This is a genomic window from Romboutsia sp. (assembly GCF_056995035.1).
The window spans coordinates 60,514-74,308 of the sequence record NZ_JBXKIW010000051.1; the positions used below are offsets into that span (position 1 = coordinate 60,514).

Sequence of the window (13,795 nt, forward strand, 5' to 3'; positions counted from 1 at the left end):
CCCCTATTTTTACACTTTTAAATGTTTCTTTACTGATACAATACTTCCTAAAATACCAATACTTATACCGGTCATCATTAGAACTACTATAAGCGGTGTTGATATACTAGTTAAAGGAAGTATAGCATTTCCCATAACAGAACTTATAAGTTCTGTTATTTTTTTTATTATATATCCATACATTCCTATACAAATTCCTACAGCTAAAGATGATCCTAAAATTCCTATAGCAAATCCTTCTACTATAAAAGGTGCTATTACAAAACCATTACTAGCCCCTACATATTTTATTATCTGTATTTCTTCTTTCTTGCTATATACTCTACTTTTTATTGTATTAGCTATTATTACTAGGCATATTAAAAGTAAACATATTATTAACATTCCACCAAATTTTTTAACAGTATTTGATATAGTTAAGAAATTTTGCATTATATCTTGATAATAGTTTACATCTGCTGTTCCTTCTAATTTTAATATTTTATTAGATATACTTTTTATATTTTCTGGGTTATCTATTGTAATAATATAAAAGCTCTCTAATGGATTTTCAATTCCTTCTAAAAGATATGCATCTTCTCCCCAACTCTTTTTTAGATCTTTAAAAGATGATTCTTTTGTTTTATATTCGATGCCTTTTACACCTTCAATTTTACGTATACTATTTTTTAACGCAATTCGTGTATCATCATCTATATCTGCTTCTACAGATACTCTAACTTCATTAATTTCATCTTTTGTAGCACTAATAAATTGATTTATATTTAACACTATAGTAAGTACTATTCCAAGTATTATTAACGATGCTGTAACAGAAATTATTGATATAAAACTCATTGTTTTATTGTGAAAAATCCCTTTAATTCCTTGTTTTAAACTATATAAAAATTTAGACACTAACTTCATATAAATCCCTCTTCGTATCTTTGATTATTTTTCCTTTTTGAATTTTTACAACTCTTTTTGGAAATAATTTCAAAATTTCAATATCATGAGTTGCCATTATTACAGTAACACCTTCTAAATTTATATCATTTAATAAATTCAATATTCCTATAGAGTTCTCTATATCTAAGTTTCCTGTACACTCATCTGCTATTATTATTGATGGCTTATTTACTATTGCTCTAGCTATACCTACTCTTTGACATTCACCACCTGATAATTCTGATGGATATTTACTGTGTTTCTCTGCAATGCCCACCTTGTCTAATACTTCCATTACCTTAGGTTTTATATATTTAGGCTTTACTCCTATTACTCTCATCGCTATTTCAACATTTTCAAACACAGTTTTCTCTTGAAGTAACTTAAAATCTTGAAAAACAATTCCTAAATTTCTTCTGTATTTGTGTATTTTATTGGTTTTTATTTTTGTAATTTCTTCTCCTAAGACAGAAATTCTTCCCGATGATGCTTTTTCTTCTCTGGTTAACATTTTAATCAAAGTAGATTTTCCAGCTCCTGAATGACCTACTAAAAATACAAATTCCCCTTGCTTTATACTTAAATTTATATTATCTAATGATTTATTACCATCGTCATACACTTTATCTACATTAGTAAACTTAATCAAGTTTTATCACTCCATTTTTTCTTTTTAGTTAGTTTTTTAAGACTTCATTATTTATATTTAATTATACATTATTTCATCATTTTTGTAACCTTTTTGTAACTAAAATTATAACTAAAATTGTAATTTTTTGTTCTATATTAAAAAAATCTCTTGCATATTCAGTATTTATACTTAAATATGCAAGAGATTTCTTAATATTTTATCTTTCCTTTAAGTTTTGTTTGCGCTAAATAAACTAATCCGTTACCCTGTACTGCACGTGAATATTGTAATAGCTTCGTATGCTTAACAAGCTGTGCATATAATTCCTTTGAATTTAAATCCCTTTTAAACTCTTCCTTAGACCAGTTTTTGAGTAAAGCTAAACTTCCACTTACATGAGGCGCTGCCATACTAGTTCCACTTAATATTGCAAATTGATTATCTGGATAAGTTGAAAGTATGTCTACTCCCGGTGCTACTACATCTATAACTAAGTTTGCATTGCTAAAATTTGCAGGAACTCCTTTTTTATCTACAGCACCTACAGCTATTACTTCCGGATATGCAGCGGGGTACGAGTATTCAAAATCATTTGCATTTCCATCGCCTTCATTTCCTGCTGCACAAACTATTAAAATATCTTTATTTATAGCTTCTTTTACGGCTTTCTCTAGTTTTTCTGTACTTTTAGACATTCCTAAAGACATAGATATTATATCTACTTTTTGTTCAATTGCATAATATATAGCATTTATAACCCAGCCCAATTTACCTGAACCTGTTCTATCTATAGCCTTTAACACATATATATCAACTTTAGGTGCTACCCCCATTATATTAGTATTATTCCCATTTGCTGCAATGGTTCCCGTTACATGAGTACCGTGTCCTACTCTATCTATAACTATATTAGGGTTTTTACCATCTTCGTCTGTAAAGTTTCGAACTGCAACAATGCTATCTTTTAAGCTCTCATGATGTATGTCACATCCTGAATCTATTACTGCGATTTTTACATTTTTACCTTGAGTCGAATCTACCCATAAGTTTTTTGCTTTTATCATTTCAACTCCATACGGAGTTTTTGATTGCGTTCCTCTAACTTGCCTGTTTAATATGAACGGTATTAACTTTACATTTATATTATCAGGGTTATATTTCATCACCATCACTCCAAAATTTGTCTTATATTTAATTATATATATTTAGAATGATTATGGTGATTGTTTATTACTGACTAGCCTCTAAAGACATGTTATTTTTCTTTTTTAAATAATGATTTATATTTTCTAATATACTTTTTTCATTGTCTTCTCTTATATCTAAATCATATAAATACATTTCCTTTTTATCCTTTAGCTTATATACACCTTGTACTATTTTTTCATCTTCTATGATTACATCTAAAGTTGCTTGTGAACTTAAATAATAGGTGCCTATCTTTCCTTTTTTATTTTCGACCCATTCTCCAACATACTTGTATAAATCACATGTATATGTTCCTATTCCATCTCTTTTACCAGTTTTAAAATCTCCTTCATATACACTTTTATCATAATATATATACCTACCTATACCATCAAATAAATCATCTTTAAAACTACCTTCATAGGTATCCTTATTTCTGTATTTGAGTATCCCATTGCCTCTTCTACATCCATATTTATACTCACCTTCATATATATTACCTTCTACATCTGTATAGCATCCATGACCATGAAATACATTGTCTTTAAAGTTGCCTACGTACTTGCTTCCATCTTTAAATTTGTATTCGCCTTTTCCATTAAGCTTGCCTTTAATAAAATTTCCTTCATAAAAATCTCCATTTGATTTTATTAACGTACCCTCTCCACTTTGCAGATTATCTTCCCACATACCAGTATACTTACTACCGTTTTTGTAATACAAAACACCTTTCCCGCTCTTTTTATTATTTATAAAATATCCTTTATAGATATCTTTATTTTTATAGGTATACATTCCTAGTCCTTCTAATGCTCCATTTCTAAAATCTCCACTGTATACAGACCCATCGGTATATATATACTTTCCTACACTGTGCATTTTATCATCTTTCCAAAGTCCCTCATATCTTTCTTTGTTTGCAAATATACATATACCAAAACCATTTCTTTTTCCTTTTACAAACTCACCTTTATACATATCTCCATTATCATATTTGCAAACTTTCTCTCCATTTAAACTATAACTTTGTTTATTTTCACTATTAATATCATTTAGACTTATACTTACTGATTCATATTTTCCTCTAGTATATTTTTTATTTTTAAATTCATTTTTCCTTGAATTGATAATAAATTTCATTAGTAGTATCAAGATAAATATTGATGATAAACATATGAAAACAGCCAGTATTGTCATAATATAATTTTTTATTTGGTCCATTGTAACATTCCCCTCCTAATTTTATATAATGCTTATGTTAATTTATATTTATGGCTTGTCATCTTTATTCATAAATTTAGGGGGAATAATTTTGCATATAAAAAATTCGCTTTACTCAAACCACCAATTACCTATAAACTAGGCTCCTTGCTCAAGTAAAACGAATTATCTATTTGTAATATAAATTATTTAATAATATTTTCATATAATTTTTCAAGCTTTTTTATATTTATCTCTATTGCCTTATCCTTAGCTAATTCTTTATATTGATTGTAATTTAATACAGATTCTTCTATTTCATTTAGTTTATTTTTTATATATTCTAATTTATCTTCTTGATAAGTATCATTTATTCCTTCTTCTTTACTGTCATATTTAGATATTATATTTTGAACACTTTCTACAAATCTATTTAGATATGACGATTTACGCAAAAATTTATCTGATACATACATATTAAATTCCCCTTTTTCCCCTTGGTTCTACTTAATTAATTTTAAGACTATTTATATTATAAATATTTATACCATATTTTTCAATGTTTATATCTTTTTTGACATAAAAAATTGTCGACATAATAATACATCAACAACTTTTTTCTAGAAAACAACTAGGGTCTATATTCTCATAACTTAAATCTCCATCAAATAAATTAACTATATTCCCAAGCTCTTCTTTATATTCTTCTTTATTTAATTTATATAACATTAAGTCTTCTAATAAATCTTTCATATCAAAATATAAATTTGCTAAAAGATAAAAATAACCTGATTTTATATCTTTAATTTTATCTATTGTATCAAATTTTTTATTAATATCTCGTAGAACATCTATATTATATATATCTATATTTTGTATAGATGTTAAATATATACGTACCGCCTTTATTACTTCTATAGACAGATAATACTCATTATACTTACCTTCATTGCTATAAAAACTACTTGTATACCTTGCAAAATTTTCTTCTAAATCTTCATTCATTATAATAAATGGGGCTCTTACAAAGTCCTTTATTATTAATATATCTCTAATATCTTCATTATTTTCTAAAACTTCATCTAAGACATACAGATTGTATGCATCATATAATGGATCATGTGCATCTCCTTGAAATTCTATATTTGCGCATTGTAATAAGTTTTTTAAGGATATATAGTTCATACATTTTATCCCATAGTCTAAATATTTATCTTTTATATCTACAAATAAATTTTTAATATTATTTATAAACCTAGGATGATTATACTTTTGTGCACTTTTTTTATCCGTATTGTTAAAACATGTTAAGTCTAAGCTCCCAAAAGTATAAATCCCTTCAATTTGAGAAAATGTACCTAGCCATTTTTTAAACCTTCTCATAACTTCTTCATAAGTAGATGCGTTTTCTAAATCTTCTTGCGTTATTTGTGTCAATTCTTCTATATGTGGATAAATATTGGGATTACCTACAGGTTTTATTAAGGATTTGAATTCATCTATACCTCCCGTATCAGTGTCATATTGTATTGCACCTATTGCTATTATATCTGCATTTAACATATCCCTTTTACTTCTAGCACTTGGCATATTCATTTCAAAGTCTATATATATTTTTTTCAATATAAACCATCCCCTTCTAAGTCCCTCTAATTATATTTTATCATTTTATTTCACTTTTTTTGATATATTTTTTTAAATATAAAAAAACCGGTGATAGTTTTGCTTTACCAACGGTTTTTTATTATCTAAATTTTATTTTATTCGTGCTTTTCCATGAAAGAGTGTTTCACGTCATCTTGTTGCCATCCTAGTACTGAATCTATATTTACATTTTCAGCCGCTCTAAAAATAGATTTTTCTACATTTTTAAAGTTTTCTCCTAGATTTTTTATTAATTCTTTTATTTCATATCTCTTATTCGCAGTCTTTTTAGCCGCAACCATACAAGCACAGTTTAATGGCCATATCCCACTATTTTGTATAAATCTTATTATATCTTCTTCTCTTATATAATAAAGTGGTCTTATTATTTTTATTCCATCAAAATTTGTAGAATCTAATTTAGGTAACATTGTTTTAAAACTACCTGCACATAATAAGTTAAGCATTGTTGTTTCTATAACATCATCATAGTGGTGTCCTAGAGCAAGCTTATTACACCCTAATTCCTGTGCTTTAGAATATAGTGCTCCTCTTCTCATTCTTGCACACATATAACAAGGATAGTCTTTTGCTATTTCATCTGCTATTTCAAATATTTTTGAATCAAATAAATGTATAGGTATATCTAGGTACTCACAGTTTTCTACAAGTAATTGCCTTATATCACTATGATATCCTGGGTCCATAGCTATAAACTCTATATCAAAATTAACCTGACCATGTCTTTTTAGTTCTTGGAACATTTTAGCCATAAGTAAGCTATCTTTTCCTCCAGATATTGCAATAGCGATTTTGTCGCCTTCTTCTACTAATTTATAATCTTTTATTGCTTTTATAAATTTTGACCATAAATTTTTTCTATATTTTTTTATTATACTTCTTTCTATCTCTCTTAATGGCTGTCTTTCATCAAAAGGTACTATAATCTCACAGCCTTTTCCTGCTAATTCACTCATTTTTTCACCTCATCATTATGGAAACATGCAAATCATTTTATCATAATTAGCATTACTAATTCAAGTAATTGATATATTTACTTATGATATCATTTTTAACCTTATTTTATTACTTTTTTTGTTTTATTATTATTCTATTTACAATATCATATTTTTTAATTTAGTGGAACTATTTTTGCTTGTACGAATATTATATTATTAGCTATACATTATTTAGATTTAGACAAGGAGGATTATTAAATGCAAAATGACAACAGGGGAATTACTAAGGAAGGTGGTTGTTCTTTAGCTAGACCATATATTAATAACCAAACTTTTACAAAAATGTATAATACTTCAACAGCTTTAAGAAAAGGTACTATATTTCCAGAATTATTTTTACTGGATTCTGAAATGTATAACAAAGATTTATATTCTACTCCTAAAAAAAGAAATGGAGGTAGAAAATAATGAGAAGAGAATCTAGACATGAACTTTTAATAAAGATTCAAGAACTTGGTTTTGCATGCTTAGATATGAATTTATATTTAGATAATCATCCAGAAGATAAAAAAGCCATTAGTACTTATAATACTTTCTGTGCTGAGTTCCTAAAAGCTAGATGTGCTTATGAAAATAAATATGGACCATTAACAAACTTTGGATATTCACCAAGTAAATGCCCTTGGCAATGGGTTGAAAATCCTTGGCCTTGGGACAAAGAGTTTAATTATTAGATAATTATTGGGGAGGGTTAAAATTTATGTGGATATATCAAAAAACATTACAACACCCTGTTAATCTTAAGAATGGGGATTTACAAATGGCTAAATATCTAATAACTCAATTTGGTGGACCAAATGGTGAATTAGGTGCAGCTATAAGATATTTAAGTCAAAGATACACTATGCCTACAGGAAAATCTCGTGCACTTTTAACTGATATAGGTACTGAAGAACTTGCTCATGTAGAAATAATTGCTACTATGGTTTATCAGTTAACTTATGATGCTACACCTGAGCAATTAAGAGCAGCAGGACTTGGTTCTAGCTATGCTCAAAATGGTTTCGGAATTTTTCCATCTGATTCTAATGGAATACCTTTTAGTGCTGCTCCAATAGCTGTTATGGGTAATGCAGTTACTGATTTGCATGAAGATATGGCCGCTGAGCAAAAAGCTTTAGCAACTTATTACCATCTTATAAATTTAACTGATGATGTTGATATAATAGAAGTATTAAGATTTTTAGGTGAAAGAGAAGTTGTACACTATCAAAGATTCGGAGAAGCTTTGATGGATGTTTATGATTTTGAAGAAACACAGAATATATTTTAGCATTTTATATTTTTATAATAATAAAAAACTCTTACTAAGTATTATAGTAAGAGTTTTTTATTGGTTTTCTTCATTATTAACCACGACTATTCTCCTTTTGCAATATTTGTATACATAATTTATCATCTTAATATACAAAATGAATCCATTTTGTATGTTTATTCATTTACTCGATATTATAGTCTGGTGTATAATCATATTCTATTTCACTTTCATAATCAAGATATAGTAAATCTAAACCATTTTCCATATATATTTCCTCCTACTTTATTATTTGTTTTATTTGAATATGAAATTTTTATATTTTAACTTTCATATTTAATTTAATATATGCAAGCATCATTTGAAAATTTCCATTTATTGTAGTTTTATTTTTATTTTTAAATTATATAATTAAGTAGGAGCTAAATAAAATAATTATTTAACTCCTACTTAATTATGAATTTAATTTTTCAATATAACGATAATTCACTTCAATATGATTTAAAAAAAGTAGTAATCGTTCATAAAGTGGATGAGATTCTTGGCCATATTTAAACTCTAGGTTTTGACCTATTTCTTTGACAGTTTGTTTGCCATCAACTTGTAAAAATATACAACTGCTGTATTTATCCAATTCTATTTTTTTGTGCATTGGAATTTTAAATTTTAACTTTCTAAGAAATCTTTGAATCCTGTAATCTTGTTTCTCAAGTACAGTAACAATCCCTGACTTATCCACTTCATATTCTATTTTATCAGAAATTCTAAATACTATATCTAAAACTTCGTTATTATTATTTATCATGTATTACCTTAGATGAAACAATAGGTACTGCTGTAAGAATAACTAAAACTATTAATAAAATTATTGCCATTGTATTTCCTGCAGCAAATCCACTTGGTGCATTTGCTTTGACAACTCCTGTTACTTGTAATATAATACCCACTAGACCTATTATAGAACCACCAGCAACAAGACCAGAAGATAAACTTATACCATTGGCAACTTTAACTTCTTTTTCATGATCCGTTTTAGAAGTCTTTTCAACAAGTACACGGATTAATGCTCCAACTAAAATTATAGAAGTTGTTGCAATTGGTAAGTAGAATCCTATAGCAACAGTCATAATTGGTAATCCTAAAAAATATAAAACAATTGCCATAAATACACCAGCAATAATCATAACCCAAGGCAATTTACCTGACATAATACCAGAAGTCAGTGTTGACATTAAATTTGCTTGAGGTAATGCAAATGGTGGATTATCACCAGTAATTTTAAGTTGATCTTCAAGTAATAATATTGTACCTGCAACAACGATTACACCTACTATACCAGCAAGTGCAAAGTAACGTTGCATTTCATTTTTGCTACCTCCCATAATGTAAGTTACTTTTTGAGACTGGCTGTAACCACCTGCAACCGCAATCGCAACAACTATAAACGTACCAAATAGAAGTAATGATTTGTTATCTGATTGACTAGTCCATCCCATAGAAACAAATATTAATGTTACAATAACTAAAGATGCAATCGTCATACCAGATACTGGAAGATTTGATGTTCCGATAGTACCTGTTAAACGTCCAGCTACAATAACAAATAGTAACGATAATAAAAGAGAAATAGTAGCTCCAACAATCGCCATTACAAAATTACCTGAAATTAAGAATCCTGTTATAAATGCAATTATAATACCACCTAGTAAAATAAAAATCTGAATAGATGAACTATCTTCAGCACCTCCAGAACTTGCTTTTGCGTTAACTGTTTCTTTAACCGAAGCTATAATAGTTGGAATAAGTTTAACTGCGCCAATAATACCACCACAAAGCATCATACCCGCACCTATATATTTTACATAACTACCAGAAATTGCATTTACATCCATTTGATTAAGTGCCACTGAAGGATTATTCCATACTTTAGCACCTGCTCCAGCCATATCAGTAAAATAACCTATTAAAGGTGCAACCGCAAAGTTTGATAAAATAGAACCAGCAAACATCATTAAAGACACTTCAAGTCCTACAATAAATCCAATCCCTAAAAGAAGAGGATTAACCTCTACTTGGAATTTCCACTTATAGAATCTACTTCCAAAGTAGCTTATTACGTTATTTGCTACATTTAAGAATGAACCTGTTAATACGGTAATAATACCACCAATTCCAAATCCAATTCCCATGTATTTCATAGAATCTCCGCCACCCTCTGAGGCAACAAGTGTCTCTGAAATAGCCATCGACTCTGGATACATAAGTTTACCGTGTTCTTCAATAATTAAATAATTATGAACAAGTGATGCAATTCCAATACCAAATAACACCCCACCGACTCCAGTAGCTATACCTTCTAAAAATGTAATTTGGCTACCAATTAAAATAATAGAAGGTAATACAAAAATCATACCACTGGCGATCGACTCACCACCACTTGACATACCTTGGATTAGATTTTTGCCAAGAATGCCTTTTTTATTAGCAAATGCTCCAACAAATGCTGAACCTATTATGGAACCTGGAATTCCTGCCGCAACTGTAAGACCTGCTTTCATACCAGAATAAGCTGTTGAAGCGGCAAATACAGCAGCTAAAACAAGACCTATAATTAATACAATAACATTTCCACCTGGCTTAGAGTTGTCTGTTATATAAGGAACATAATCTTTTCCAGATATGCCTCCATATGCACCCTTAGGTAATTTTTTATTCATTAAGATTCACCCTCCTTTGTTTTACTTAGACGTATTAATAGCAATAGGTAAGACTTTGATATTATCTAATTATAAATTTAAAATCAATATGATTTTCTTACGTTACTAAAAATACTCAATTCCAGTAATATTTCTTATTTGTAAGAAATACTAATACTGGTATCCTATACACATTTATTATGTGTTTGATTTTTTAGTTTATACAATAAATTTACCATTTCAAAAAAATCCTATTATATATGAACTCTGTGTTTTACCTTCAAATATTATTGCTATATATCCTAAAATAGAAGACATATTTTTATTTTTAGTATATCCGTATCTAATTGCTTTAAGGTTTTTATACGCTATTTTTAGTCGATCCATATTGACCTAGATCAAATATTCTTCCTTTATAAAATCTTTTGCAGTAATAAAAACCATCTATTTAATTTTTAATAGATGGACATTTATTACAGTTTTATTTTCATTTTAAAATTATATGCAGAAAAACTCCCCCTACATTGTAGGCAGAGTATATTAAATATTTGATAAAACTCTTACTTTTATATCTTCATTTAAAGTACTAAATCCAGATATATTTTCTATGTCTTTAATTAAAAATACTTGTAAATAATCGTTTAGCGCCTTTAAAGAAATGTATTCACTTCTATCACTAAAGTAATAATATAAGTTCTTTATATATTTTAGATAACATTTATTAATTTTAACTTCTACATATAATGAATCTGTATCCATCCTAGATGATTGCAATAATTCCTTTAATCTCATATATGCACACTGAGTATCTTTGCTAATATACATATTACTTAGCCTCTCATCTAAAGCTTCTTCAATACTTATCACAGCAGCCCTATTAACAAATAAATCTATATAATAATCACTTCTGCTGTACTTAAATTGATAAAAATCAGTTATTACGCTCATGAACTACACTCCTTATACTTCATCTCTGATTTTTGTTACCATTATATATTATTTTCAATATTCACTACTATTTATACGTGAATTAGTAATTTAAATTTTAGTTATTAATTTACGTATAAATAATAATAGAGTATAGGAATATATTAAATATATTCTTATACTCTATTATTATTTATACTATATTATTTTTATAAAACTCTACGTGCATTTACAAATGCGCCATTGTAATAGCTACTGAATTCTGATATTAGTACTTTTCCTTTACTTGATGCTGCATGTATAATTTTATTATTCCCCATGTATATAGCAACATGAGTTACATTTCCATTCTTTGATCCCTCTGTATCAAAGAATATTAAATCACCTTTTTGAAGCTGATTTTTGCTTACAGATTGACCAAACTTACTTTGGTCTCTAGATACTCTAGGTATACTAACTCCTGCAGATTTTTTAAATAAATATTGAGTAAATCCTGAACAGTCAAACGTATTAGGACCTTCCGCTCCCCATACATATTTTTTATCTAATAAAGTCTTTGCTAAATCTAGGACTTTATCTGCTTTATTGCTAGATGGAAGATTTGAAGACGTTTTATCTCCTAAATATTGACTAGACATATATCCTACGCTTCTATTATAGCTTATCTTTGCCCATCCATTTGATTCTGATATAAACCCTACTTCTGCTCCCTTAGATAAGGTAGTTATTTTTGAATAACTTGTACTTGGTCCTGTTCTAAAGTTTACAGATCCTCCAGTTACTACCTTTGTTGATCTTATAATATTATTCATATCTTGTACTGGTGGGTTAAGTGTTGGTGTTCCACTCTTATTTGATAAATACTGACTAGACATATATCCTATACTTCCATTATAACTTATCTTTGTCCATCCATTTGACTCTGATATAAATCCTACTTCTGCTCCCTTAGATAAGGTATCTATTTTTGAATAACTTGTGCTTGGCCCTTTTCTAAAGTTTATAGAACCTCCAGTTACCACCTTTGTTGATTTTATAGTATTGTCTGTATTATTACTTGATGAATCATTATTAGACGAAGCAGAAACATAATTTGCATGTACATATCCAACATTACCATTATACTTAATGTTTGTCCATTCTCCACTCTTACCTATATACTCAACTTTATTTCCTTTATTCAATTTACATATTGATGAATGACTTGTACTTGGACCTGTTCTAAAGTTTACTGAATTCGCTGTTATTGTTCTATATTCTATATTTATTTGTTGTATATTATCTTCATCTGCGTGTACCATAGTTACTGACATAGGCAGTACTATAGATGTGGCTATTAAACCAGCTGCTAATCTTCCTTTATTAATATTCATAATGTTTTATCACAGACACTATAGTCTGTAATTTACTCATCTCCTCTCTCTTTTAATAATGTTTTTTTCTTACTTTCAAGCTATACTAAACGTATACCGATTAAATCACTATATCGTTGTATCTTGGAAATAATTGTACATTATTATTTAACAATACCTAAAATATATATAAAGCTCTCATTAATACATAGGCTTTATAAATCAATTTAATTCTATCTATAATATATTTAATTTTTAATTAAAATCTTATTTTTGTTCTATTAATTTATGTAAGTATTTTTTAACTTAATGAAAGATAGAATATTCATTATACCTTTTTTGTTATACTAATATTATTACAAATTTGTCACTTTTTGTCTATATAAATAATCTATTTGTAATTTTTTACATATTTTGCAATGCAAAATAAGAGGATTCACCAATAAGTAAATCCTCTTATCCTTTATATATTTTTAATATCCAGTAGATCCGAATCCACCTTCGCCTCTATCTGTGTCATTTAATTCATTCACTTCTAATATATTTATATCATAGATAGGTTTAACTACCATTTGAGCTATTTTCATATTTTTAGTTACTATAAATTCTTCTTTTCCGTGATTTATTAGTATAATACCAATTTCACCTCTGTAACCTTCATCAATCGTACCCGGTGTATTTAAAACTGTTACAGAGTACTTAAGTGCTAAACCACTTCTAGGTCTTATTTGTGCTTCTGTGTTTTTAGGAAGAGCAATGCTTACTCCAGTTTTTATAAGTCTTGATTCTGTAGGAGGAATAATCACTTCCTCTATCGAATATAAATCCATACCAGCATCACCTTTATGAGCAAAATTAGGGATTGTAGCATCTTCATTCATCTTTTTTATCTTAAGTGTATACATTTAATCTCTCCTTTTGTAATTATATATCTCTATTATATACTAAATTATTTT

15 protein-coding genes are annotated in these 13,795 nt (G+C 28.1%); 3 read left to right on the forward strand and 12 right to left on the reverse strand.

The window, feature by feature from the left end; translation table 11 throughout:
• Positions 1-9 precede the first annotated feature (9 nt).
• The 7 genes from ftsX to AC11VW_RS08395 form a co-directional block, all read right to left on the reverse strand.
• The gene (ftsX, locus tag AC11VW_RS08365) at positions 10-906 is read right to left on the reverse strand and encodes a permease-like cell division protein FtsX (RefSeq protein WP_484300957.1); all 897 of its coding nucleotides are present in this window, start codon (positions 904-906) and stop codon (positions 10-12) included.
• Positions 890-1,576 (reverse strand): cell division ATP-binding protein FtsE, encoded by a 687-nt coding sequence (ftsE, locus tag AC11VW_RS08370; RefSeq protein WP_484300958.1) that lies wholly within the window; start codon positions 1,574-1,576, stop codon positions 890-892. Before ftsE ends, ftsX begins: the two co-directional genes overlap by 17 nt.
• A gap of 191 nt (positions 1,577-1,767) precedes the next feature.
• Positions 1,768-2,721, reverse strand: coding sequence for a S8 family peptidase (locus AC11VW_RS08375; protein ID WP_484300959.1), 954 nt, complete (start codon positions 2,719-2,721; stop codon positions 1,768-1,770).
• 67 nt (positions 2,722-2,788) lie between these two features.
• Positions 2,789-3,967 carry an MORN repeat-containing protein gene (locus AC11VW_RS08380; RefSeq protein WP_484300960.1) on the reverse strand — a complete coding sequence of 393 codons (1,179 nt, stop codon included), beginning with the start codon at positions 3,965-3,967 and terminating at the stop codon, positions 2,789-2,791.
• 185 nt (positions 3,968-4,152) lie between these two features.
• The gene (locus tag AC11VW_RS08385) at positions 4,153-4,422 is read right to left on the reverse strand and encodes a hypothetical protein (RefSeq protein WP_484300961.1); all 270 of its coding nucleotides are present in this window, start codon (positions 4,420-4,422) and stop codon (positions 4,153-4,155) included.
• A gap of 130 nt (positions 4,423-4,552) precedes the next feature.
• Positions 4,553-5,569 carry a 3'-5' exonuclease gene (locus AC11VW_RS08390; RefSeq protein WP_484300962.1) on the reverse strand — a complete coding sequence of 339 codons (1,017 nt, stop codon included), beginning with the start codon at positions 5,567-5,569 and terminating at the stop codon, positions 4,553-4,555.
• A 137-nt stretch (positions 5,570-5,706) separates the two neighbouring features.
• The gene (locus AC11VW_RS08395; RefSeq protein ID WP_484300963.1) at positions 5,707-6,567 is read right to left on the reverse strand and encodes a tRNA 2-thiocytidine biosynthesis TtcA family protein; all 861 of its coding nucleotides are present in this window, start codon (positions 6,565-6,567) and stop codon (positions 5,707-5,709) included.
• A gap of 240 nt (positions 6,568-6,807) precedes the next feature.
• On the opposite strand from AC11VW_RS08395, the gene AC11VW_RS08400 reads away from it, so the two are divergent.
• From AC11VW_RS08400 to AC11VW_RS08410, 3 genes are read left to right on the forward strand one after another with little or no spacing between them, the layout of a single operon-like run.
• On the forward strand, positions 6,808-7,017 hold the full coding sequence (locus AC11VW_RS08400) for a spore coat associated protein CotJA (protein WP_484300964.1): 210 nt from the start codon (positions 6,808-6,810) through the stop codon (positions 7,015-7,017).
• Positions 7,017-7,283 (forward strand): spore coat protein CotJB, encoded by a 267-nt coding sequence (locus tag AC11VW_RS08405; RefSeq protein ID WP_484300965.1) that lies wholly within the window; start codon positions 7,017-7,019, stop codon positions 7,281-7,283. The genes AC11VW_RS08400 and AC11VW_RS08405 overlap by 1 nt, the downstream gene beginning before the upstream one ends.
• Positions 7,284-7,309: 26 nt before the next feature.
• Positions 7,310-7,882, forward strand: coding sequence for a manganese catalase family protein (locus AC11VW_RS08410; protein ID WP_484300966.1), 573 nt, complete (start codon positions 7,310-7,312; stop codon positions 7,880-7,882).
• A 436-nt stretch (positions 7,883-8,318) separates the two neighbouring features.
• Here AC11VW_RS08410 and AC11VW_RS08415 read toward each other — a convergent pair whose 3' ends face one another.
• The 5 genes from AC11VW_RS08415 to dut all read right to left on the reverse strand — a co-directional run bounded on the left by AC11VW_RS08415 (position 8,319) and on the right by dut (position 13,744).
• Positions 8,319-8,669 (reverse strand): PqqD family peptide modification chaperone, encoded by a 351-nt coding sequence (locus tag AC11VW_RS08415; RefSeq protein WP_484300967.1) that lies wholly within the window; start codon positions 8,667-8,669, stop codon positions 8,319-8,321.
• Positions 8,659-10,581, reverse strand: a complete 1,923-nt coding sequence (locus AC11VW_RS08420; RefSeq protein WP_484300968.1) for an OPT family oligopeptide transporter — start codon at positions 10,579-10,581, stop codon at positions 8,659-8,661. The genes AC11VW_RS08415 and AC11VW_RS08420 overlap by 11 nt, the downstream gene beginning before the upstream one ends.
• Positions 10,582-11,100: 519 nt before the next feature.
• Positions 11,101-11,508, reverse strand: coding sequence for a hypothetical protein (locus AC11VW_RS08425; RefSeq protein ID WP_484300969.1), 408 nt, complete (start codon positions 11,506-11,508; stop codon positions 11,101-11,103).
• 188 nt (positions 11,509-11,696) lie between these two features.
• A complete protein-coding gene (locus tag AC11VW_RS08430) occupies positions 11,697-12,860 on the reverse strand; it encodes a C40 family peptidase (protein WP_484300970.1) in 1,164 nt (387 codons plus the stop codon).
• Positions 12,861-13,312: 452 nt separating this feature from the next.
• Positions 13,313-13,744, reverse strand: a complete 432-nt coding sequence (dut, locus tag AC11VW_RS08435; RefSeq protein WP_484300971.1) for a dUTP diphosphatase — start codon at positions 13,742-13,744, stop codon at positions 13,313-13,315.
• Positions 13,745-13,795 lie beyond the last annotated feature (51 nt).

Bases quoted from the DNA above. Each gene is read 5' to 3' on its own strand.
- AC11VW_RS08410 (WP_484300966.1), top strand. From the start codon at position 7,310: ATGTGGATATATCAAAAAACATTACAACACCCTGTTAATCTTAAGAAT.
- ftsX (WP_484300957.1), bottom strand. From the start codon at position 906: ATGAAGTTAGTGTCTAAATTTTTATATAGTTTAAAACAAGGAATTAAA.
- dut (WP_484300971.1), bottom strand. From the start codon at position 13,744: ATGTATACACTTAAGATAAAAAAGATGAATGAAGATGCTACAATCCCT.
- AC11VW_RS08415 (WP_484300967.1), bottom strand. From the start codon at position 8,669: ATGATAAATAATAATAACGAAGTTTTAGATATAGTATTTAGAATTTCT.
- AC11VW_RS08420 (WP_484300968.1), bottom strand. From the start codon at position 10,581: ATGAATAAAAAATTACCTAAGGGTGCATATGGAGGCATATCTGGAAAA.
- AC11VW_RS08405 (WP_484300965.1), top strand. From the start codon at position 7,017: ATGAGAAGAGAATCTAGACATGAACTTTTAATAAAGATTCAAGAACTT.
- AC11VW_RS08380 (WP_484300960.1), bottom strand. From the start codon at position 3,967: ATGGACCAAATAAAAAATTATATTATGACAATACTGGCTGTTTTCATA.
- AC11VW_RS08400 (WP_484300964.1), top strand. From the start codon at position 6,808: ATGCAAAATGACAACAGGGGAATTACTAAGGAAGGTGGTTGTTCTTTA.
- AC11VW_RS08395 (WP_484300963.1), bottom strand. From the start codon at position 6,567: ATGAGTGAATTAGCAGGAAAAGGCTGTGAGATTATAGTACCTTTTGAT.
- AC11VW_RS08375 (WP_484300959.1), bottom strand. From the start codon at position 2,721: ATGAAATATAACCCTGATAATATAAATGTAAAGTTAATACCGTTCATA.
- AC11VW_RS08430 (WP_484300970.1), bottom strand. From the start codon at position 12,860: ATGAATATTAATAAAGGAAGATTAGCAGCTGGTTTAATAGCCACATCT.
- AC11VW_RS08425 (WP_484300969.1), bottom strand. From the start codon at position 11,508: ATGAGCGTAATAACTGATTTTTATCAATTTAAGTACAGCAGAAGTGAT.
- AC11VW_RS08385 (WP_484300961.1), bottom strand. From the start codon at position 4,422: ATGTATGTATCAGATAAATTTTTGCGTAAATCGTCATATCTAAATAGA.